The sequence below is a fragment of the Klebsiella sp. GW_Kp181 genome, assembly GCF_040062315.1.
Lineage (GTDB): Bacteria > Pseudomonadota > Gammaproteobacteria > Enterobacterales > Enterobacteriaceae > Klebsiella > Klebsiella oxytoca.
The window spans coordinates 54,874-75,394 of sequence record NZ_JBEAFR010000086.1 but is presented as its reverse complement, the minus strand read 5'-3'; the positions used below and the strand labels follow the sequence as shown (position 1 = coordinate 75,394).

Annotated in this window: 20 protein-coding genes; 11 read left to right on the top strand and 9 right to left on the bottom strand. The window is 52.5% G+C overall.

Features of this window, described 5'->3' with window-relative positions; translation table 11 throughout:
* The first annotated feature begins 25 nt into the window (after positions 1 to 25).
* A complete protein-coding gene (gene dbpA, locus ABLV11_RS26205; RefSeq protein ID WP_023320856.1) occupies positions 26 to 1,399 on the top strand; it encodes an ATP-dependent RNA helicase DbpA in 1,374 nt (457 codons plus the stop codon).
* A gap of 44 nt (positions 1,400 to 1,443) precedes the next feature.
* Here the strand turns inward: dbpA and ttcA are convergent, their stop codons facing one another.
* Complete coding sequence (gene ttcA / locus ABLV11_RS26200) at positions 1,444 to 2,379, bottom strand: tRNA 2-thiocytidine(32) synthetase TtcA (RefSeq protein ID WP_004101599.1); 936 nt, start codon at positions 2,377 to 2,379, stop codon at positions 1,444 to 1,446.
* Positions 2,380 to 3,330: 951 nt separating this feature from the next.
* On the opposite strand from ttcA, the gene ABLV11_RS26195 reads away from it, so the two are divergent.
* Positions 3,331 to 4,269, top strand: coding sequence for an omptin family outer membrane protease (locus ABLV11_RS26195; RefSeq protein ID WP_023320857.1), 939 nt, complete (start codon positions 3,331 to 3,333; stop codon positions 4,267 to 4,269).
* Positions 4,270 to 4,475: 206 nt separating this feature from the next.
* On the opposite strand, the gene ABLV11_RS26190 is transcribed toward ABLV11_RS26195, so the two are convergent.
* The 5 genes from ABLV11_RS26190 to nifJ form a co-directional block, all read right to left on the bottom strand.
* Positions 4,476 to 4,766, bottom strand: a complete 291-nt coding sequence (locus ABLV11_RS26190) for a Bor family protein (protein ID WP_126489047.1) — start codon at positions 4,764 to 4,766, stop codon at positions 4,476 to 4,478.
* A gap of 185 nt (positions 4,767 to 4,951) precedes the next feature.
* A complete protein-coding gene (uspF, locus tag ABLV11_RS26185) occupies positions 4,952 to 5,386 on the bottom strand; it encodes a universal stress protein UspF (protein WP_004101601.1) in 435 nt (144 codons plus the stop codon).
* 82 nt (positions 5,387 to 5,468) lie between these two features.
* Positions 5,469 to 5,681 (bottom strand): KTSC domain-containing protein, encoded by a 213-nt coding sequence (locus tag ABLV11_RS26180; protein ID WP_004112591.1) that lies wholly within the window; start codon positions 5,679 to 5,681, stop codon positions 5,469 to 5,471.
* A gap of 149 nt (positions 5,682 to 5,830) precedes the next feature.
* Complete coding sequence (ompC, locus tag ABLV11_RS26175; protein ID WP_004101605.1) at positions 5,831 to 6,937, bottom strand: porin OmpC; 1,107 nt, start codon at positions 6,935 to 6,937, stop codon at positions 5,831 to 5,833.
* Between the two features lie 354 nt (positions 6,938 to 7,291).
* Entirely contained in the window at positions 7,292 to 10,819 is a 3,528-nt protein-coding gene (nifJ, locus tag ABLV11_RS26170; protein ID WP_126489048.1) for a pyruvate:ferredoxin (flavodoxin) oxidoreductase, read from the bottom strand.
* Between the two features lie 477 nt (positions 10,820 to 11,296).
* Between nifJ and ABLV11_RS26165 the strand changes: the two genes are divergently transcribed.
* The 7 genes from ABLV11_RS26165 to ABLV11_RS26135 all read left to right on the top strand — a co-directional run bounded on the left by ABLV11_RS26165 (position 11,297) and on the right by ABLV11_RS26135 (position 15,298).
* Positions 11,297 to 11,998: a S24 family peptidase gene (locus ABLV11_RS26165; protein ID WP_004101609.1), complete on the top strand. Its 702-nt coding sequence runs from the start codon at positions 11,297 to 11,299 to the stop codon at positions 11,996 to 11,998.
* A gap of 461 nt (positions 11,999 to 12,459) precedes the next feature.
* Positions 12,460 to 12,822, top strand: a complete 363-nt coding sequence (locus ABLV11_RS26160; protein ID WP_070557690.1) for an antitermination protein — start codon at positions 12,460 to 12,462, stop codon at positions 12,820 to 12,822.
* A 76-nt stretch (positions 12,823 to 12,898) separates the two neighbouring features.
* Positions 12,899 to 13,291: a phage holin family protein gene (locus ABLV11_RS26155; RefSeq protein ID WP_126489049.1), complete on the top strand. Its 393-nt coding sequence runs from the start codon at positions 12,899 to 12,901 to the stop codon at positions 13,289 to 13,291.
* Positions 13,281 to 13,553 carry a phage holin family protein gene (locus tag ABLV11_RS26150; protein ID WP_004101614.1) on the top strand — a complete coding sequence of 91 codons (273 nt, stop codon included), beginning with the start codon at positions 13,281 to 13,283 and terminating at the stop codon, positions 13,551 to 13,553. The genes ABLV11_RS26155 and ABLV11_RS26150 overlap by 11 nt, the downstream gene beginning before the upstream one ends.
* Before the next feature lie 7 nt (positions 13,554 to 13,560).
* Positions 13,561 to 14,103, top strand: a complete 543-nt coding sequence (locus ABLV11_RS26145; protein WP_126489050.1) for a glycosyl hydrolase 108 family protein — start codon at positions 13,561 to 13,563, stop codon at positions 14,101 to 14,103.
* A gap of 229 nt (positions 14,104 to 14,332) precedes the next feature.
* Positions 14,333 to 14,698 carry a hypothetical protein gene (locus tag ABLV11_RS26140; protein ID WP_017146002.1) on the top strand — a complete coding sequence of 122 codons (366 nt, stop codon included), beginning with the start codon at positions 14,333 to 14,335 and terminating at the stop codon, positions 14,696 to 14,698.
* A 327-nt stretch (positions 14,699 to 15,025) separates the two neighbouring features.
* Positions 15,026 to 15,298, top strand: a complete 273-nt coding sequence (locus tag ABLV11_RS26135; protein ID WP_004101621.1) for a DUF333 domain-containing protein — start codon at positions 15,026 to 15,028, stop codon at positions 15,296 to 15,298.
* Here the strand turns inward: ABLV11_RS26135 and hslJ are convergent.
* The 3 genes from hslJ to ABLV11_RS26120 form a co-directional block, all read right to left on the bottom strand.
* On the bottom strand, positions 15,295 to 15,735 hold the full coding sequence (hslJ, locus tag ABLV11_RS26130) for a heat shock protein HslJ (RefSeq protein WP_032744901.1): 441 nt from the start codon (positions 15,733 to 15,735) through the stop codon (positions 15,295 to 15,297). The genes ABLV11_RS26135 and hslJ overlap by 4 nt on opposite strands.
* A 125-nt stretch (positions 15,736 to 15,860) precedes the next feature.
* Positions 15,861 to 16,850: a 2-hydroxyacid dehydrogenase gene (locus ABLV11_RS26125; RefSeq protein WP_004112629.1), complete on the bottom strand. Its 990-nt coding sequence runs from the start codon at positions 16,848 to 16,850 to the stop codon at positions 15,861 to 15,863.
* Positions 16,851 to 16,996: 146 nt separating this feature from the next.
* Positions 16,997 to 17,497: a DedA family protein gene (locus ABLV11_RS26120; protein ID WP_004101627.1), complete on the bottom strand. Its 501-nt coding sequence runs from the start codon at positions 17,495 to 17,497 to the stop codon at positions 16,997 to 16,999.
* 195 nt (positions 17,498 to 17,692) lie between these two features.
* Here ABLV11_RS26120 and ABLV11_RS26115 point away from each other — a divergent pair, with 195 nt between their 5' ends.
* Positions 17,693 to 20,332 carry a YdbH family protein gene (locus ABLV11_RS26115; RefSeq protein ID WP_126489051.1) on the top strand — a complete coding sequence of 880 codons (2,640 nt, stop codon included), beginning with the start codon at positions 17,693 to 17,695 and terminating at the stop codon, positions 20,330 to 20,332.
* Positions 20,332 to 20,517, top strand: a complete 186-nt coding sequence (locus ABLV11_RS26110) for a YnbE family lipoprotein (protein ID WP_049128897.1) — start codon at positions 20,332 to 20,334, stop codon at positions 20,515 to 20,517. The genes ABLV11_RS26115 and ABLV11_RS26110 overlap by 1 nt, the downstream gene beginning before the upstream one ends.
* Positions 20,518 to 20,521: the final 4 nt, after the last annotated feature.

Genomic DNA, 20,521 nt, shown 5'->3' with positions numbered 1-20,521 from the left:
CCTCAATGTAATGCGAGAAATTATTGTGACCGCTTTTTCAACTCTGAATGTTTTGCCCGCCGCCCAGCTCACTAATCTGAATGAACTGGGGTATCTTTCGATGACCCCGGTTCAGGCAGCGGCTTTACCCGCGATTCTTGCGGGCAAAGATGTCCGCGTGCAGGCAAAAACCGGCAGCGGTAAAACGGCGGCATTCGGCCTCGGGCTACTCCAGCACGTTGACGCCTCGCTGTTCCAGACCCAGTCTCTGGTGCTGTGTCCGACCCGCGAGCTGGCGGATCAGGTGGCCGGTGAACTGCGTCGCCTGGCGCGTTTCCTGGCGAATATCAAAATATTAACCCTCTGCGGCGGCCAGCCTTTTGGCGCTCAGCGCGACTCGCTGCAGCACGCGCCGCATATTATCGTCGCCACGCCGGGACGCTTGCTCGATCACCTGCAGAAGGGCACCGTGTCGCTGGACGCTCTGCAAACGCTGGTGATGGACGAAGCGGATCGCATGCTGGATATGGGTTTTAGCGATGCCATTGATGACGTGATCCGCTTTGCGCCGGCGTCGCGCCAGACGCTGCTGTTTTCCGCCACCTGGCCGGAAGCAATAGCGGCAATCAGCGGCCGCGTGCAGAATAATCCGCAGACTATTGAAATTGATGCCGTTGATGCGCTACCGGCTATCGAACAGCAGTTTTTTGAAACTTCGCAAAAGGGTAAAATCGCGCTGCTGCAAAAGCTACTAAGCCAGCATCAGCCCGCCTCCTGCGTGGTGTTCTGTAACACCAAAAAGGATTGCCAGGCCGTTTGCGATTCGCTCAACGCCGCCGGGCAGAGCGCGCTATCGCTGCATGGCGATCTTGAACAGCGCGACCGCGACCAGACGCTGGTGCGTTTTGCCAACGGGAGCGCGCGCGTGCTGGTGGCGACCGATGTCGCTGCCCGCGGCCTGGATATAAAATCGCTCGAACTGGTGGTGAACTATGAGCTGGCCTGGGACCCGGAGGTACACGTGCATCGCATTGGCCGTACCGCTCGCGCCGGTGAAAGCGGTCTGGCGATTAGCCTCTGCGCGCCGGAAGAGGCGCAGCGTGCGAACATTCTTGCCGAAATGCTGCAAATGAAGCTCAACTGGATGGACGGGCCGATGAATAGCTCGATTACGCCGCTGCAGGCAGAGATGGCCACGCTGTGCATTGACGGCGGTAAAAAGGCTAAAATGCGTCCGGGCGATGTGCTGGGAGCGTTGACCGGTGATATCGGTCTTGATGGTGCTGACATCGGAAAGATCGCCGTTCATCCGGCACATGTCTACGTTGCCCTGCGTCAGAGCGTAGCGCATAAGGCATTCAGGCAGCTTCAAAACGGCAAAATTAAAGGCAAGGCCTGCCGGGTACGTTTGCTGAAATAGACCCGGCAGCGGCGTCTCAGGCGATTGCCTGAGACGCAGGAGGATTATTTCACTTCCACCACGTTCAGACGCAGAGCGTCCAGCTGCGCATCATCTTCTTCCGGTTGCCAGCCGGCCGGCTGCGTCGGGAGCTCTTCGCGATCGAACGCCAGGTCGCCGCCGTCAACGACCGCAGAGCCGTGATGAATGCCTTTGAAGTCGAACAGATTAACGTCGCTGAGATGAGAAGGCACCACGTTCTGCATCGCGCTAAACATGGTTTCGATGCGTCCGGGATAGCGTTTGTCCCAATCGCGCAGCATATCGGCAATCACCTGACGCTGTAGGTTCGGCTGTGAACCGCACAGGTTGCACGGAATAATCGGGAAACCTTTCGCCTGAGAGAAACGTTCAATATCTTTTTCCCGGCAGTAGGCCAGCGGGCGAATAACGATATGTTTACCGTCGTCGCTCATCAGCTTCGGCGGCATCCCTTTCATCTTACCGCCATAGAACATATTCAGAAACAGAGTCTGCAGGATGTCGTCGCGGTGGTGGCCAAGGGCGATTTTGGTGGCGCCCAGCTCAGTCGCGGTGCGGTAAAGAATGCCGCGGCGCAGGCGCGAACAGAGAGAGCAGGTGGTTTTGCCTTCCGGAATTTTTTCTTTAACGATGCCGTAGGTATTTTCTTCAACAATCTTATATTCAACGCCCAACTGCTCAAGGTATTCCGGCAGGATATGTTCCGGGAAGCCCGGCTGTTTTTGGTCGAGGTTCACCGCCACCAGTGAGAAGGATATCGGCGCGCTTTTTTGCAGATTGCGCAAAATCTCCAGCATGGTGTAGCTGTCTTTACCGCCGGAGAGGCAAACCATGATGCGGTCACCTTCTTCAATCATATTAAAATCAGCGATCGCCTCGCCGACGTTACGGCGCAAGCGCTTCTGCAATTTGTCGATATTGTATTTTTCTTTCTTTGTAACTTGCTGATTATCAAGCATTATAAACGTTCTCTGAAACAAAAGGCATGTAAGGGGCAAAGTTAACATTACGGTGCAAGTCTGGCGTCAGGCATTTAAAGCCGATCGCCGTTGATTTCTTCCATCCCTGTATTGTCGACGTTGAACACCATTTTTTACGTTTTCATGCCCCATCTGGTTAGCAATGGGTTAGCTCCGGCTTACCGCAGCCGGCAGGCAAAAGTATGTCGCGTATGGTACGGATTCCGACGACGAATACCAGCGCGTTTTACGGCAGCTTTCCATCTGCTGACGATTAGTGTCGTGAGTTTTGGTCTCCCTGCACCTGGCATGAAGAAAAAAACGTCGTTTTCATGCTCGCCACGCCCATACGCCTGGTGATGGACGGAATCAGGTAGAAGAGGCGAGAACTTACTCTTCGCGATAATCAGTTAGCGTTGGCAATGTGTCTCACTTTTAAAGCAGGTACCAGGTAATCATAGGTACAGCCTGCTCCAGCTGGCTTCTGCAACCACTGAAGAGAAACGGGGTAAGATTTCTTCCCTCCCCGTGACACGGTGAATGGGCGGGTTCAGCCAGGCGCAAGGTAATATAGATTTTTTGCTTTCACACTTATTGTTCAGCCTTTACCCTAAGCCACCCGGATCGCGATATAATCATTTGCCTCCTGATAATTATACCGCGAAGATATTTTTTTAAGTACTTAACAGGTGTGTATATTGAGAATAATAACCCAGCCCATGCTGATTCTCTGCAACTTCGCTGGGGTAAGATTTATTCCTAATAATAATCTGAGTATATCCCTGTACAATGAGTTTTTTCCTTGCAAAACGAAGTGCTTATCATATCCCCATTCCTTTTCCCTTGCTTAGGAATAAGAACATTACAAAAATTGACAGTTGCCTAATATTTTTATGAGATTTAAACTTTCACTGCAACTCATGGATTAACTTTGGTTATGGGAATAAAAAAATGAAAAAAAGTACCGTTGCAGTAATGATGATAGCGGCCCTTTCAGGAACAACTTATGCCGAATCAATACAGCTAAGCCCAAACTTTTCTGCAGAAAGTTTTACTGTATCAACGTCTGCAGGGATGCTGAGTGGGAAATCACAGGAGAGAGTTTATGACGCGGATACAGGGCGAAAAGTCAGTCAACTTGACTGGAAAATAAAGAATGTCGCCATTGTGAAAGGCGATATCTCATGGGATGCCTACTCCTTTTTGACGCTGACCGCCAGAGGCTGGACGTCAATGGCTTCAGGCTCAGGACATATGGATGACTACGACTGGATGAACGATAACCAGTCCGGTTGGACAGATCATTCATCGCATCCCAGCACTAATGTCAATTATGCCAATGAATACGATCTCAGCGTACAAGGATGGATTTTCCAGGACGAAAATTATAAAGCAGGCGTCATTGCGGGTTATCAGGAAACACGTTTCAGCTGGACAGCTACCGGTGGTTCTTACAATTATGATAACGGTGCGACGACTGGCAATTTTCCAACCGGCGAGCGAGGTATTGGGTACAGCCAGCGATTCTCCATGCCCTACATTGGTCTGGCGGGTCAGTATCGTATCAACGACTTTGAATTTAATGCCTTGTTTAAGTTCAGTGATTGGGTCAGAGCTCATGATAATGACGAACACTATATGCGTGAGCTGACTTTCCGCGAGAAATCAACTAATTCGCGTTATTACGGTACAACGGTTGATGCCGGATATTACATCACGCCTCATGCCAAAGTTTTTGCTGAATTCACCTACAGCAAATATGAAGAGGGCAAAGGAGGCACTCAAATTATTGATACCTATAGCGGTGAATCAGCTTCTATTGGAGGAGATGCGGCTGGCATTGCAAATAAAAACTATACCATTACAGCCGGTCTACAATATCGATTCTAAATCATCACCTCCCGCGGATATAGCAAGAAAAACTCGCTAATCCCTCGGTGTGCAATCATAAGTGTGTAGTGTCTCCCTGTCCGGGAGACACTACATTTTTTGCCGCGACATCCCCGAATGCTTAAGAGGATATCGCAACAAGCGCTAATCGCTCAAGGATCGCTTAAAACCTGAAGCAGGAGGAACTTATCCTCATGCGCCGGTAATTATTTAGCGCAATACACGCGCGCTTCACGCGGAGTATAAATACCCAGGGTCACAAAACCCAGCAGGCCGTTGACAAAAGTCTGCTGCACTTCCGTACGAACCACTTTATCCGCGCCGCCGCAGACGTTAGCCGCATCAATCTGTTTCGACTGGCCAATGCCGCTGACAAAGAAGTGGTGAGTGGTCACCTGCTGAGGTTGAACGGTGACGCCAGGATTTACCGAGAAGCTCTGCTGGGCGCAACCAGAAATAGCGGCCACGGCGAAAACTACCATAATTAACTTTTTCATTTCATCCCTATAATTTTCTAAAACATCCCCACATTCGGGCAAGGGTTTTATACAGCAAAATGAAAAAGACACAACGTACTAATTTTTAAAGTACCAGATGAATGATCGCCTTATCTGCGACGCTTCGGGTACGATCCAAGTTTCAGATTGCGGAAAAAGCCCGCACGGCGGCGGGCAGGATAGGTTTATCGTACGACCAGTACCGAGCATTCCGCATGGCGGACAACGGCGGCGGCGTTAGAACCCAGCAGATAGGTGGTGATATCGGGACGGTGCGAAGAAATGATCACCAGATCGGCGGGAAGGGATTTCGCCATAGCGAGAATTTTATCTTTCGGCGAACCCTCGGAAACGTGTAAATGGACACGGTCTTCCGGAATAGTAAATTTTTTCACAATCTCTTTCAGCCGCGACTCCGATTCGGCTTTGAGGTCGTCCATCGCCGGCAGCTCTGCAGTATAGGCCATTCCCAGCGAAGCGTAATAGGGAAGGGAGGGAATGACGGTCAGGAAATGCACCTCGGCATCATCGATTCTGGCTTCAGCCTCAACGTGCTTGATAACACGGTCAGTTAATTCTGTATCGGAAATATCGATGGGCACAAGAATCATTCTGTTCATATAACCTCCTGTTTAAGTAACCACTTAAAGTGTAGGCCATCCGGACGAATATTGTATATTGAACCCAATCACACTTTCGCTATCAGGCGCGGCGGCGTTCGGTAAATTTGCCTTTAATCACACCGTCGTAAAAACGGCCCTTAGAAACAACCTGGAGAAAATCGCGAAAAATGCGTGGCGGGACGCCGAGATACTGTAGCGTTTGGTTATCGCGGAAACGGATTTCAAGAATGCCAGAGGATTCGTCATAGGCGATGGAGTGGATGCGGGATGATTTTACGCAATGATGGTGCATGGCAGGCGTCCTCTACGGCTACGGCAGTTCCTGTCAGTAATATATCATTCATCGGACGATTATTTTAAAGCAATTGATATATTGTTTTGCTTTGAATGCAGCTTCAGAGGCAAGGGAAGAGAGCCCGCCGTTGCCAGCGGGCCCGCAGCTTAGAACTGGTAAACCAGGCCTAAAGCAACCACGTCATCGGTAGAGATGCCGTTGTTGGAATAGAAGCTGTCGTCTTCGTCAAGCAGGTTGATTTTGTAATCGACATAGGTAGACATATTGCGGTTGAAGTAATAAGTCGCGCCGATGTCAGCATATTTCACCAGGTCTTTGTCGCCATCGGTATTGGTCAGATCTTTGCCTTTAGACATCAGGAAAGAGACCGCCGGGCGCAGGCCGAAGTCGAACTGATACTGAGCAGTCACTTCAAAGTTCTGAGTTTTGTTGGCTACGCCGTTACCGTTGCCGTAAGGCGTCATATTGCGGGTTTCGGAATACATGGTCGCCAGATAGATGTTATTGGCGTCATATTTCAGACCGGTGGTCCAGGCTTCCGCTTTATCGCCCTGCGCGGTGGTCTGGGTCATCTGATCGTTGGTACGGTCAGAGGAGGTGTAGGCGGCAGCGGCGCTGATACCCATACCGAAATCGTAAGAAGTAGATAGACCAAAACCATCGCCGTTAGCGTTACGTACGCTGCGATCGCCATTGTTGGTGCCTTCTCCGCTGCCGGCATTTTCGTTTTTACCCTGGTACTGCAGGGCAAAGTTCAGGCCATTAACCAGACCGAAGAAGTCGGTATTGCGGTAGGTTGCTACGCCGTTGGCGCGGCCGGTCATAAAGTTATCCGCCTGGGTATAAGAGTCGCCGCCGAATTCTGGCAGCATATCGGTCCAGCCTTCTACATCGTACAGCACGCCGTAGTTACGGCCATAATCGAATGAACCGTAATCAGCGAACTTGAGGCCAGCGAACGCCAGACGGGTCCAGGACTGGTTGTCCGCGCCTTCGGTGTTGTTCGCCTGGACGTTATATTCCCACTGACCGTAGCCGGTCAGCTGATCGTTAATCTGAGTTTCGCCTTTGAAGCCAAGACGGACGTATGACTGATCGCCATCTTTTGATGCATCGTCAGAGAAATAATGCAGACCGTCCACCTTGCCATAAAGGTCCAGTTTATTTCCGTCTTTATTATAAATCTCAGCGGAGTGTGCAGCGCCAGCAGCTAATAATGCCGGGATAACGAGGGCCAGTACTTTTCTTTTCATTTAGACAATCCTTTAACTGTTTTTGTTTTTGCTTCCTCCAGGGAAGTAAACTCATGCTAAAGGAGCAGATTGAGATCTGGTAAATATCAATTGTTACGATATAAGTAAAATCTAAAATAAATAATTCGAATGAAATGATGATAATTGTAATGAATGAATTCGCGTAATGCATATAAAATAAAAATTATACATATCGGTGTTAATGCCGTATTATCCGCCCGTTATATGCCTTTTATTGTCATCCAAATTTTTATGTTGCCGCCCGTTCCTGAGAATGGTTTTATTGATCGGTAAAATGACAAGCCCGAATTCATATTCGGGCTTTTTTTATGGGCTGAAAAAAACGTCAGTAGATTAGCTTTCGGTAGTCGGTTTTTCTGCCTTACCGGCCAGCTGCGCGAGGAAGTCGTAGCGTTTTTGCAGGTCTGCCGTTGCATCCTTCCACAGTTGTTCCGCGACTTCCGGCTGTTGAGCGTTCAGGCGACGGAAGCGCTGCTCGTTCAACAGTGTCTCAGCCAGGGCATCTGACGGCGGGCGGGAGTCAAGCGCCAGCGGGAGTTTGCCCTCATCGGCACGACGCGGGTCAAAGCGATACAGCGGCCAGAAACCGGTGGCGGTCAGCTGACGCATCTGATCGTGGCTCAGCGCCAAATCGTAACCGTGCTCTTCGCAAGGGCTATAGGCGATAATCAGCGACGGACCCGGGTAAGCTTCCGCTTCCTGAATGGCTTTTACCGTCTGATTCAACTGGGCGCCAAGCGAAATCTGCGCCACATAAACATGACCGTACATCATCATGCTCACGCCGAGATCTTTACGCGCCTTGCGCTTGCCGTGCTCGCCAAACTTCGTAACGGCTCCCAGCGGCGTAGCCTTCGATGCCTGACCGCCGGTATTGGAGTAGCACTGGGTATCGAGCACCAGAATATTAACGTTTTCGGTCAGACTCAGCACGTGGTCGAGACCACCGAAGCCAATATCATAGGCCCAGCCGTCGCCGCCAATCAGCCAGATCGATTTTTCCACCAGCGCGTCGGCGTCGGTTAACAGCTCCTTCGCGCCTTCTTCATTTGCCAGTACCTTGCGCAGCTCGGCTACCTGCTCGCGGCGCACCTCAGGCGTTGCTTCTGCGTGCAGCGCATCGTTAAGCTCGGGCGGAAGTTTATCGGCGAACTGCGCCAACAGACGCATGACGCGCTGCCGATGCTGATCGACGGTAAGTCGGAAGCCAAGCCCAAATTCGGCGTTATCCTCAAACAGCGAGTTGGCCCAGGCCGGCCCGCGACCATTGGCATCGGTGGTGTAGGGCGTGGAAGGGAGGTTGCCGCCGTAAATCGATGAACAGCCGGTGGCGTTGGCAATCAGCATTCGATCGCCGTAGAGCTGAGTCAGCAGTTTGATATATGGCGTTTCGCCGCAGCCGGAGCAGGCGCCGGAGTATTCAAACAGCGGGCTGATCAGCTGTGAGGTGCGGATATCGATACGTTCCAGCTTGCTGCGGTCCATTTCCGGCAGGTTGAGAAAGTAGTCATAATTCACTTTCTCTTCTTCAACATGCTCAAGGCGCGACATCATATTGATGGCCTTGATTTCCGGGTTCTGCCTGTCTTTTGCCGGACAAACTTCGACGCAGAGATTACAGCCGGTACAATCTTCAGGCGCGACCTGCAGGACGTATTTCTGACCGCGCATATCGCGGGATTTGACGTCCAGGGAATGCAGGCTGTCCGGCGCATTTTCCATTGCCTCCGGGGAGACCACTTTCGCACGGATTGCCGAGTGCGGGCAGGCGGCCACGCAGTGGTTACACTGGGTGCAAAGTTCTTCCTTCCAAATCGGGATCTCTTCGGCGATGTTGCGTTTTTCCCAGCGGGTAGTGCCCATTGGCCAGGTACCATCCGGCGGCAGAGCGGATACCGGTAGCGCATCGCCGAGCCCGGCCAGCATCGCGGCGGTGACGGTTTTTACGAAATCCGGCGCGGCGTCGGAGACGACCGGTGGGCGATTCGGGCTGTTGCCGTCAACCGGCCGTAGCGGCACTTCCGCCAGCGACTCACGGGCCATCGCCAGCGCCTGCCAGTTACGCTCCACCAGCTCCTGGCCTTTGCTGCTGTAGCTTTTGGCAATGGCCCCCTGTAGCTCCGCCAGCGCGTTATCGCCCGGCAGGATCCGCGTCAGGTGGAAAAAGGCCATCTGCATAACGGTGTTGATACGCGCCCCCAGACTGCATTCACGGGCGATTTTTGCCGCGTTGACGATATAAAAACGCGCTTTTTTCTGATTGAGGGTGGCCTGGACTTCTTGTGGCAAACGGGACCAGACTTCATCGGCGCTGTAGGGCGTATTAAGCAGGAAAATACCGCCGGGCTTCAGACGTTCCGCCATCTGATATTTATCGATAAACTGCAGCTGGTGACAGCCGACAAAGTCGGCCTGCGAAATCAGATAAGAAGAACGAATCGGCTTCTCGCTGACGCGCAGATGTGAAACCGTCAGCCCGCCGGCCTTTTTCGAGTCATAGACGAAATAACCCTGCGAGAACCACGGCGTAGAGTTACCGATAATCTTGATATTATTTTTCGTAGCCGAGACGCTACCGTCGCTGCCGAGCCCGTAGAAGAGGGCTTCCAGTTTCGCTTCCGAGGGGAGCGTATTTTCGACCAGCGGCAGGGAAAGATTAGTGACGTCATCGTAGATGCCGACGGTAAAGCGCGGCTTGGGTTTAGCGGCGCTCAGCTCCTTGAAGATGGCCAGGACACACTCCGGACCGAACTCTTTTGAAGAGAGGCCATAGCGTCCGCCAATGGTGCGCGGCAGTGTTTCTCGCTCGCCGCGGTTAAAGGCTTCGGCCAGGGCGGTCATGACGTCGAGATAGAGCGGCTCGGCCTGGGACCCCGGTTCTTTGGTGCGGTCCAGCACCGCCACGGCTTGGGTGCTCGGCGGTAAGGCTTCAAGCAGGTGCGCGGCAGAGAAGGGGCGGTAAAGACGAACTTTTAGCACGCCGACTTTTTCACCGCGGCTCAGCAGCTCATCGACCACTTCTTCACAGGTACCGATGGCGGAGCCCATAATGACGATTACGCGCTCAGCCTGCGGATGACCGTAAAACTCAAAGGGTTTGTACTGACGTCCGGTGGCGGCGGCAAAATCATCCATTGCCGTTTCGACACACTCATAGACCGCGTTGTACCACGGATTCGTCGCTTCACGTGACTGGAAATACGTATCCGGATTAGCTGAGGTGCCGCGGATAACCGGATGTTCCGGGTTCAGGGCGCGCTGGCGATGTTCATCAATTCTATCCTGCGGCAGCAGGCTACGAATGGTATCGTCTGCCAGTGGAGCGATTTTGTTGATTTCGTGCGAGGTACGGAAGCCATCAAAGAAATGAATGAATGGCACGCGACTTTGCAGCGTGGCGATATGTGAAATCAGCGCAAAATCCTGAGCTTCCTGAACGCTGCTGGCGCAGAGCATCGCGCAGCCTGTCTGACGTACGGCCATCACGTCGGAGTGATCGCCGAAGATAGAGAGCGCGTGCGTGGCCACGGTACGGGCGGCGACGTGCAGCACAAACGGCATCAGCTGGCCCGCCAGTTTGTACAGCGTCGGGATCATCAGCAGTAAACCCTGCGATGATGTAAAAGAGGTTGAGAGCGCACCGGTCTGCAGCGCACCGTGTACGGCGCCGATCGCCCCGGCCTCCGACTGCATCTCGACGACGCGGGGGACATCGCCCCAGACGTTTTTCAGCCCGTTGCCAGCCCAGGCATCCGCCTGCTCCGCCATTGTGGAGCTGGGCGTGATCGGGTAGATGGCGATAACTTCACTGGTGCGAAACGCGACTGAAGCAACCGCGCCATTACCGTCAATAGTGATCATATCAATACTCACATTGCTAAATATTTGAAAAAAACTTTTTATGCCCAGTGAGGCAACCTGGGCACTCGCTTATCTCTGCTTTAAAACCGCTTTCGGCGCGATCCTGTCGCTGGCTAAAAATGCATCTCTGATCAGCCTGAGCGCGCTCAAAACGCGACCCGCTTCAGTTCGCGCAGGGCGTAGGGTTTGCGATACCGTGTTTAAGTATAGACCCCTGAGCAACAGGCTTTTTTGATCTCCGGTAGCGATAAAATCCATAACTTAGATAAATTAATTCAACTTATTACAGCGTTGTTTGCTTATAAACGACAGCCTACACCAAAATCACAGGCACCATTTTTCCATAAGTAGCAGTGTTGACGGTGGGGGGAGCAAAGCGTTGAGAACGATAATTTCGCGTACATTACCTATAGGTAATTTAATGGCACTTTGCTATATTTTAGATACCTGCTGGTAACTGGTGTTAGACAGATTACGATGGATAAATACGAAATCAGACGTCAGCGCTTGATCTATATCCGTGATAATTTATGCGGCGGTAAAGCTGTTGATGTAGCCCGAACCCTTGGGCGGGAGCCTTCTTACGTTTCCAGGATGCTCTACCCGGAAGGCAAGAAACAAAAGAAAAGGATAGCTGACGAGATGGTCGATCTTATTGAATCTTCTTTCAATTTGCCCCGCGGCTGGATGGACGGCATTAGCGGAAGTATTGATATCGAACGAGAACCGGTGGAAGACACACCTCAGATGCAGTACGTCATTGAGGTTCTGGACGCTCAGGCCAGCGCGGGACCAGGATGTATTGTCTCAAGCGAGGTTGATGAAACGGTCAACAGTATCACCTATGACACTGCCGGCGCGCTGAGGCTTTTTGGTAACCGGCCCGCAGAGCATATCAAGGTGATTACGGTTTCCGGCGATAGCATGTCCGGCACCATCGAGACCGGTGATTACATCTTTGTTGATGTCTCAAAAGATTACTTTGAAGGTGACGGTATCTATGTCTTTTCGTTCAAAGGGGCGGTGTTGGTGAAGCGTCTTCAATTCACGGCGGATGGCCTGCTTGTGCATTCAGATAACCGCAAATATGCCGACTGGACGATCGGCGAAAGCCATGAACAGTATCTGAAAATTATTGGCCGCGTGATCTACAGCCATAGCGTTAAACGGTTTGTTTAACGCTTTACTAGCGTTCAAACCCTCCTCCCGTTCCAGCCTTAAGTATCGAGTCCAGCAGGTAAAATTTCCCGGCAGGCTTTTTAAGCACCGGGTTTACCTGCGCTGGATGCGAGAAATCATGTCCAGCAGCCCTTTTTATGTTGGCAATCTGGCGCATCGCCCGCCTGCATCGTTTCCCTCCCGGCAAAACCCTGCCTTGTAACTAAATTTTGAATATTTTCAGAGGGTTATTCTAATTGCATCATAAAATATACCTGAAGGTATTTATTTTTAATTAACCCTTGGGTATTCTTTCTTCATCGACTTGAAACACATCGCGTTATCGTCGGTGAAATACAACGATTCGAAAATGAATCTACGTGGCTGAAAAGCCAGCACCATAACGCAATGCGCTTTGGGGTGAAGCCAGCGGGAGAGGATTCATCGCCGACGCACCGTCAAAGCTCATTAAGGAGACCGCAATGTCCCGTAAAACCGCGTTTCATGGTTCCGCTGCCGGTCGTCGCCGTGCGCAGCGCTCGCACTTACAAAATCCACAAGCCCTCAGTTCAGAACGCCTCCACCGGCCTACGCCTTCTCGCGCTCAGATTCAGGCTAAGGGAAAGCACCATACGCCAGCGCGTATCGAGGACGCATTGCCCATTAACTTTGTTGCCCAGGATATTTTTTGGCAGCTTGAGGAATATAAACGGCAAATTGCGCGTGCCACCGTTGTTTATCAGCAAGAATTTTCACACCACTATGCGCAACCAGGGGCCTGGCTCTGTCACAGGGCCATCTATGCGCTGGGTTTGCAAAAAAGAAAAAAGGTTACGGCAAAGTAAAAGCATTAGCATGATGCTGCTTTCCTTCGCCATTTGTTATGACCATCAGGAATGTCAGTGAAAGAAGGGAGGGTGAATGTCCGATCCTGTTTCCGGTACGTCGGCAATTGTTACTGGAGGATTAATGGCAGCGAGTCTACTTGGCCTGATCGCAGGTATTGATTATGGCGTTGTGTTCGGCGCATTTGCTGGCGCCGTGTTTTATGTGGCGACCGCAGTAAATATTTCACGTTTCAGACTGGCTGCCTATTTTATGACTTCCTTTATTGTCGGCGTATTGGGCGCCGGGTTAATTGGTACGAAGCTGGCAATCTGGACCGGATACAGTGAACGGTCTTTAGACGCGTTAGGCGCCGTACTGCTATCCGCGCTGATTATTAAGATTCTCACATTTCTGAATAATCAAGATCTCACCGAATTGTACAAAATACTCACTCGCAACAATAGTGAACGGCCCAATGGAAAATGAACTGCCGGCGCTGATTAACGCAATTGTCTGCGCTTTGATCACTCTGAACTTGATGTTTTATCGCCGCGCGTGCTACCGAAGACATCGGCCATGGATATCATACACGGCATATTTACTGGTACTTACCTATGCCAGCATACCGTTTCGCTATCTTTTTGGCCTGTATGAATCGACCCATTGGTTAGTCGTCAGCGTCAATTTTTTTATACTTATTACCGTATTCCTCGTCAGGGGGAATATCGCGCATTTAATCGATAAATGAGGGATGTATGAATAAAGATGAGATTTTTAACGCCATTTTGGATAAGGAGGGCGGTTATGTAAATCATCCGGACGATCGAGGTGGCCCAACAAATTGGGGGATTACTCAGGCCACTGCCCGCGCGCATGGTTATGATGGATCTATGCAAAAACTGACGCGCCAGCAGGCGCTGGATATTCTCACCGCGGACTACTGGATTGCGCCCCGGTTCGACCATGTTGCTGAGATATCTACCCCGCTTGCTGAAAAACTGTGTGATGCCGGGGTCAATATGGGCACTATTCTGCCGGGTAAGTGGCTTCAGCGATGGCTAAATGCCTTTAATCATCGCGGAGTGCTGTATCCGGACCTCATGGTCGATGGTGTTATCGGCCCCAGAACGATTAACGCCTTAAGCCAGTATCTTATTCGCAGAGGCAGTGAAGGTGAGACGGTACTATTACGAGCATTAAACTGTAGTCAAGGGCAATATTATCTGGAGCTGGCTGAAAGAAACGATGCTAATGAATCCTTTATCTATGGTTGGCTCAGGGCTCGAGTAATGAGTTGACCGGCAATAAAATCTGCTAATCCAAAGCAGAATATCACCTTTACAGGAATCCCCTGAAAGGACAAAGTTTATACTACAGCAAATGGAGGGTATGCCATGCTAATTTCATTTTTTTAATAGCAGATGAGCCGATAATGTATCGCAACGTTATGATATAACCCAAGGTTAATCTGTCGATGATTAATCTATCAAGAAAACCAGATTACTAAATTTTATTAAGGATGAAAATATGCAATTCATAGCACTGCCGTGGGCAACTTTGCAGGCTATCTACAGAGCAAAAAATGGTGAGGTTGTTGAAGGGAAATATGTCCGTGTGGCAGGGAACTTCATTAACCTTTGGGACCCCTCTAATGAAAGTGCAGATCGCGTCAATATTACGCCGGTCTTTCAGATGGTTTTTCGCAATCTTGATGATGGTATTCTTTATTTTTCCGGGCGTGTGATGTTTTTTGATAAAGCTAAATCAGAGCACGATGCCTATTTCCGTCATCCGTTTGATGATGTCGATTCAAGCGTGATGACGCAAGCCTATGCGGTAACCAATACGCAATATCTGGCTGGAACATTCTATTCTGGAGTTGTGCCAAATTAATGACCCTACGCCCGGTTAAATCGGCATAGCCCTTAGCCGGGCATTTTTATTGAATGACAGGATGAGAAAACTGCTCTGCTGTAGAAGATATGTTTGCAGAACAAAGAATGATATCTTTACGTGCAACGACCCAATCGCATCATGACGATGTGTCACACTCACACTGAGAGATTAATGCGCTCATGCAGACAAACTGCTACCGCGGAAAAATTGCTAAAAAATGTTAACACAACGCATAAATACGTACTTCGCCTCTCGACGCGGCGCGCTGAGCTGCCTATTATTCTTGAGCTTGTTCATTTTAAGATGTATCTGAGGGGAGAGAAGATGCGAGCTGCGTTTTTAGTGGGATGTGCTGCGCTGTTACTGTCGGCGTGTAGTAGCAATGATGAACCTGTTCAGCAGGCAACGGCGGCGCACGTGTCGCCAGGGATGCGTGCCGCGATGAGCAGCAGCGGGCAGGCGAACTGCGCCATGGTCGGCGGCTCGTTATCCGTAGCCCGCCAGCTTGATGGCTCCGCTATCGGCATGTGCGCATTACCGAACGGCAAGCGCTGCAGCGAGCAGGCGCTGGCAGGCGGAAGCTGCGGTAACTATTAATTCATCAGATCGGCGAGCTTATACACCAGCGTCTGGTCGGCGGTTGCCAACGTCAGCTGCGTTTCCGTCAGGTCGACCTGCGCACCGTCGCGCAGCATTTTGCTCAGCGTGGCGTCCAGCGCGCTCAGCTGTGAGTCCGTGCAGAGCATGCGGGTCATCGCCAGCTCTTCAACCTTCAGCTCGCCGTCAGAGACTTTACCCGTGCCGCTAAAGCGGTTGCACATATTGCCTGAAACGTACATTTTGCCTGTTATTGGCATCTTTTCGCCAAAGCTCAGCTCCAGAGGCTTATCGGCGGCTTTCAGCGGTTGACCGTTGACGCTGGTCAGCACAAAACGGTGGTGCTGAAGCTGTTCCGCTCTGGTCGACACTTTGCTGTTATAAACGCAGCCCGATAGCAACATTCCCGCCGCCAGCAGCGCAGCAATCTTGTTCATTTAATCTCCATAAATATTTATCACATCAATAAATGAAGGGGATTGTAACTTTATCGCAGGGGATTTCTGTGGGGATTATCTGAATGTGCCCCCCGCGGAAGGGGAGCACAAAAGGGCAAGGAAAATCAGACCAGTGCGTTAGGGCAGGTTTCGCCAGCATCCACCTGACGCAGGTTGTCGAGGGTGGTCTGCGAGATACTGATCAACGCCTCTGCGGTCAAAAACGCCTGGTGACCGGTAAACAGAACGTTATGGCAGGCGGAAAGACGGCGGAAGACATCGTCCTGAATAACGTCGTTAGACTTATCTTCAAAGAACAGATCGCGTTCGTTCTCATACACGTCCATCCCCAGCGCGCCAATTTTCTGGTGCTTCAGGGCATCGATCGCTGCCTGCGAATCGATAAGCGCGCCGCGACTGGTGTTGATGATCATCACCCCATCTTTCATCCGATCGAACGCGGCATGGTTCAGCAAATGATAGTTCTCATCGGTCAGCGGGCAGTGCAGGGAGATAACATCGGACTCCCGGTATAGCGTTTCCAGATCGACATACTCCACGCCCATATCCAGCGCGGCGGCGCTTGGATAGGGATCAAACGCCAGCAGGCGCATACCGAAACCTTTAAGGATGCGCAGCGCGGCAACGCCAATCTTACCGGTGCCGATAACGCCGGCGGTTTTACCGTGCATAGTGAAGCCGGTCAGCCCCTCAAGGGAGAAGTTAGCATCGCGAGTGCGCTGATAGGCGCGATGAATGCGGCGGTTCAGCGACATCATCATGCCGATTGCGTGCTCAGCGACCGCTTCCGGCGAGTAGGCCGGGACGCGTACTACCCGCAGGCCCAGCTCTTTCGCGGCGTCGAGGTCAACGTTGTTGAACCCGGCGCAGCGCAGCGCGATGTACTTCACGCCGTGGGCTTTCAGTTCTTCAAGTACCGGGCGGCTACCGTCATCGTTAACGAAAATGCATACCGCTTCACAGCCGTTGGCGGTTTTGGCGGTCTTTTCGGTGAGCAGGAAGTCAAAAAATTCCAGTTCAAAGCCGTATGCATCATTGACATGCTGCAGATACTTCTTGTCGTACTGTTTCGTACTGTACACAGCGATTTTCATAAGACTTTTCTCCAGTGATAATACCGTCACGGTAGCATAATTAAAATAATCTTACAATTATTAAAAAATAGTTTAATTACCAGGCTATAGTAATAATTCTAGAGCATATCGCTGAGTTAAGAAATCTCTTTAAAAGACAATACGTTTCACCAAAAATTGAGGCTTAAAGCGCCTGGCGCCAGCAGGATTAACGGCCACAGCAAGCCGGAACTGACGTTGGCCAGCTGGAAACGGCGGAAGGACGTCCCGCTGGCGCCGGTTACCAGCGGCACGGTGGCGCGCAGGGGGGAAAGAAAGCGGCCAAAAAAAACCGCCCATGCGCCGTGGCGGCGCAGGAACAGCTGGCCGCGCGCGAGACGCTCGGCGTTAAGCCAGCGAATACGATACAGATGATGCTGGTAATGACGGCCGGTTAGCCATGACAGCCAGAATCCGCCGATTGCGCCGAAGCTGGCGCTCATCCACATTAACAAGAAATGCCCGGCGCTGGCCGAAGCCAGGGTGCCGAACAGCAGCAGACCGGAAGTTCCCGGAATCAGCAGCGAGATAACGGCGCAGGATTTGGTGAACGTCAGCAGGAAAACCATCAGTAATACCAATGAATAGTGGCCCTGAGCGTACGCCATCAGCGAGATAATTAAGTCCACAGCAGCATCCGTTTACGTTCCCAGTGGGTGACCAGTGTCGCAGGAGAAAACTAAACCCCGGCTAAATGGCCTGCTGGTGAATCACAGGGCGGCGACTACGCTTAAACGGGATGGGAACTTTAACTCGCAGGTCGAACGTGCCACAATGACGGCCTCTCGGCTTTTACTTATTTCGAATCAGGATATTAGCTGCCCATGAAGGGTAAATATAAAGCCGCCATCGCGCTATTATTAGCACTCGTGCTGCTACCGCTGGCTTTGCTGTTGACGCTCACCCACTGGGTGCCCACGCTGGCTGGCATCTGGCTACCTGCGGGCACCCGAATCTCTCTCAGCGAGAGCCCGCGCCTGACGCGCTCTTCCCTGCGTATTCCGGATTTACGCTACCTGGTAGGCGACTGCGAAATCGCGCGTGTCACTAACGCCGAGCTCTCCCGCCCCAGCCGCTGGCGTTTACATATCACTGAGCTGGATGTTAACAGCGCCTGCCTGAATAAATTACCACAAAGCGAAGCCGCGCCGGGGGCGCCGAAAACCCTTGCCGAGTGGCAATCGATGCTGCCATACAGCTGGCTGACGATTGAAAAACTGCGTCTGTCGCCGTGGGAGAAATGGCAGGGGCGTCTGGGGATGTCGTTGACCCCGCAGCAGCAGGATATCGGTTACGCCGGAGAAGAGGTCTCTCTCCAGGCGCGCCTGCGCGGCCAGGCGCTGACGGTCAGCGACTTTTCCGCGCGTCTGGTAGAAGGCCAGGCGCCGGTGAAACTGGTGGGCGAGTTTCAGATGCCGCTGGTGCCGGACGGTTTGCCGGTTGATGGTCATCTGTTTAGCACTTTTGAATTTCCTCAGACACCCGGCCTTGTCGACGCCGAACTGGAGTGGCATGAGAATCGCGGGCAGCTGTTGGTCACGCCGCGTGGTGAAGTGGAGCCGATTCTCGACCTGCCGTGGGAAATCACCCCGGATCGTATCGCTATCAGCGATGGCCGCTGGCACACCGAGTATGCGGGCAATGCGTTAAGCGGTCGCGTTGCGCTTTCGGTGGGTAACTGGCAACAGGGCACCGAACAGATGCAGGTCAGCGGGCGGTTGAACGTGCTTACCCAGGGTCAGGCTGGTAAGGGTAATGCCGTGCTCAATATTGGCCCCGGTAAGCTGAGTATGGACAGCAGCGACATGCCGCTACAGCTGACCGGCGAGGCCAAACTTGGCGATCTGATTTTTTACGCGAGACTGCCCGCACAGCTGAGCGGTCCGCTTATCGCGCCGGTACTCAACTTTCATCCCGGGGCGCTGCTGCGTTCGCGCGGGCGGGTCATCGACTCACTGAACATCGATGAAATTCGCTGGCCGCTGGCGGGCGTCACCGTGACGCAGCAGGGCGTGGATGGCCGCCTGCAGGCCATTCTCCGCGCCCATGAGCAGGAGATGGGGGATTTTACCCTGCATCTCGACGGCCAGGCCGACAATTTTATGCCCGACCGCGGCCGCTGGCAGTGGCGCTACTGGGGCGATGGCCATTTTACCCCGATGCAGGCGCGCTGGGACGTTAAAGGCGCGGGTGAATGGGTTGATAGCGCCATCGTGCTCAATAGCCTGTCGACCGGTTTCGATAAGCTGCAGTATGGTTCCATGCTGGTGAGCACGCCGCGCCTCACCCTGGATAAACCGATTCACTGGCTGCGCGATGAGCAGCATCCGCGACTGACCGGCGCGCTGTCGCTGGATGCCGGAAAAACCACCTTCAGCGGCGGCAGCGAACTGCCGCCGTCAACGCTGAAATTTAACGTTGAGGGTCGCGATCCAACCTGGTTCCAGTTCAATGGTTCCCTGCATGCGCAAAAAATTGGCCCCGTCCGCGTCACCGGACGCTGGGACGGCGAGCGCCTGCGCGGGCAGGCGTGGTGGCCGAAACAGTCATTAACCGTTTTCCAGCCGCTGGTGCCGCCGGAATGGAAGATGAACCTGCGCGAAGGTTCACTGTACGCCCAGGTCGCGTTCTCTGCCGCCGCCGATCAGGGCTTTGAGGCGGGGGGGCACGGGGTGCTCAAAGGCGGCAGCGCCTGGATGCCGGATAACCAGATCAACGGCGTCGATTTCGTGCTGCCGTTCCGCTTTAGCGAAGGCACCTGGCAGCTTGGCACCCGCCATCCGGTTTCGCTGCGCATTGGCGAAGTCGTCAACCAGTTTACGGCGCGCAATCTGACGGCAGATCTTCAGGGAGCCTGGCCCTGGAGCGAAGACGCTCCTTTACAGTTGAGCAACGTCAGCGTCGATATTCTCGGCGGCAAGCTGACCATGCAACAGCTGCGGATGCCGCAGCACGATCCGGCGCTGCTGCGCCTGCAGAACATCTCCAGCAGCGAATTAATTAGCGCCATTAAAGTTAAGCAGTTCGCCGTTTCCGGCCCGTTCAACGGCGCGCTGCCGCTGTGGCTGGATAACGATAAATGGATCATTAAGGACGGCTGGTTCAGCAATCCGGGGCCGATGACGATGCGCCTGGATAAAGACACCGCTGACGCGCTGGTGGCCGACAACGTCTCCGCCGGGGCGGCCATTAACTGGCTGCGCTATATGGAAGTGGCCACCTCGTGGACGCGGATCAATCTCGATAACCTCGGCGTACTGACGCTGAAGGCGACCATCAGCGGCACCAGTCGGGTAGAGGGCAAAAGCAACACGGTGCACTTAAACTACTCCCATGAAGAGAATATTTTTGACCTGTGGCGCAGCTTGCGTTTCGGCGACAATCTGCAGGCGTGGCTGGAGCAGAACGCCAGACTGCCCGCCCAGCGCTGCCAGGACAGTCATACCTGTAAGGAACAACAATAATGATCAAACTATTCACCGCTTTTCTGGCAACCATTCTGCTGGCGGGCTGTACGCCGCGTATTGAAATTGCGGCGTCGAAAGAGCCGATCACCATCAATATGAACGTCAAAATTGAACATGAGATTCATATCAAAGTGGATAAAGACGTTGAGAATCTGCTGAAAACCCGTAGCGATCTGTTCTGAGGCG

What these genes read in the sequence shown, in the direction of transcription:
- ABLV11_RS26155 (WP_126489049.1), top strand. Translation starts at nt 12,899, where the DNA reads ATGTCCGATCCTGTTTCCGGTACGTCGGCAATTGTTACTGGAGGATTA.
- ABLV11_RS26190 (WP_126489047.1), bottom strand. Translation starts at nt 4,766, where the DNA reads ATGAAAAAGTTAATTATGGTAGTTTTCGCCGTGGCCGCTATTTCTGGT.
- ABLV11_RS26150 (WP_004101614.1), top strand. Translation starts at nt 13,281, where the DNA reads ATGGAAAATGAACTGCCGGCGCTGATTAACGCAATTGTCTGCGCTTTG.
- ompC (WP_004101605.1), bottom strand. Translation starts at nt 6,937, where the DNA reads ATGAAAAGAAAAGTACTGGCCCTCGTTATCCCGGCATTATTAGCTGCT.
- ABLV11_RS26160 (WP_070557690.1), top strand. Translation starts at nt 12,460, where the DNA reads ATGTCCCGTAAAACCGCGTTTCATGGTTCCGCTGCCGGTCGTCGCCGT.
- uspF (WP_004101601.1), bottom strand. Translation starts at nt 5,386, where the DNA reads ATGAACAGAATGATTCTTGTGCCCATCGATATTTCCGATACAGAATTA.
- ABLV11_RS26115 (WP_126489051.1), top strand. Translation starts at nt 17,693, where the DNA reads ATGAAGGGTAAATATAAAGCCGCCATCGCGCTATTATTAGCACTCGTG.
- ttcA (WP_004101599.1), bottom strand. Translation starts at nt 2,379, where the DNA reads ATGCTTGATAATCAGCAAGTTACAAAGAAAGAAAAATACAATATCGAC.
- hslJ (WP_032744901.1), bottom strand. Translation starts at nt 15,735, where the DNA reads ATGAACAAGATTGCTGCGCTGCTGGCGGCGGGAATGTTGCTATCGGGC.
- nifJ (WP_126489048.1), bottom strand. Translation starts at nt 10,819, where the DNA reads ATGATCACTATTGACGGTAATGGCGCGGTTGCTTCAGTCGCGTTTCGC.
- ABLV11_RS26165 (WP_004101609.1), top strand. Translation starts at nt 11,297, where the DNA reads ATGGATAAATACGAAATCAGACGTCAGCGCTTGATCTATATCCGTGAT.
- ABLV11_RS26195 (WP_023320857.1), top strand. Translation starts at nt 3,331, where the DNA reads ATGAAAAAAAGTACCGTTGCAGTAATGATGATAGCGGCCCTTTCAGGA.
- ABLV11_RS26180 (WP_004112591.1), bottom strand. Translation starts at nt 5,681, where the DNA reads ATGCACCATCATTGCGTAAAATCATCCCGCATCCACTCCATCGCCTAT.
- ABLV11_RS26110 (WP_049128897.1), top strand. Translation starts at nt 20,332, where the DNA reads ATGATCAAACTATTCACCGCTTTTCTGGCAACCATTCTGCTGGCGGGC.
- ABLV11_RS26145 (WP_126489050.1), top strand. Translation starts at nt 13,561, where the DNA reads ATGAATAAAGATGAGATTTTTAACGCCATTTTGGATAAGGAGGGCGGT.
- ABLV11_RS26135 (WP_004101621.1), top strand. Translation starts at nt 15,026, where the DNA reads ATGCGAGCTGCGTTTTTAGTGGGATGTGCTGCGCTGTTACTGTCGGCG.
- ABLV11_RS26140 (WP_017146002.1), top strand. Translation starts at nt 14,333, where the DNA reads ATGCAATTCATAGCACTGCCGTGGGCAACTTTGCAGGCTATCTACAGA.
- ABLV11_RS26125 (WP_004112629.1), bottom strand. Translation starts at nt 16,850, where the DNA reads ATGAAAATCGCTGTGTACAGTACGAAACAGTACGACAAGAAGTATCTG.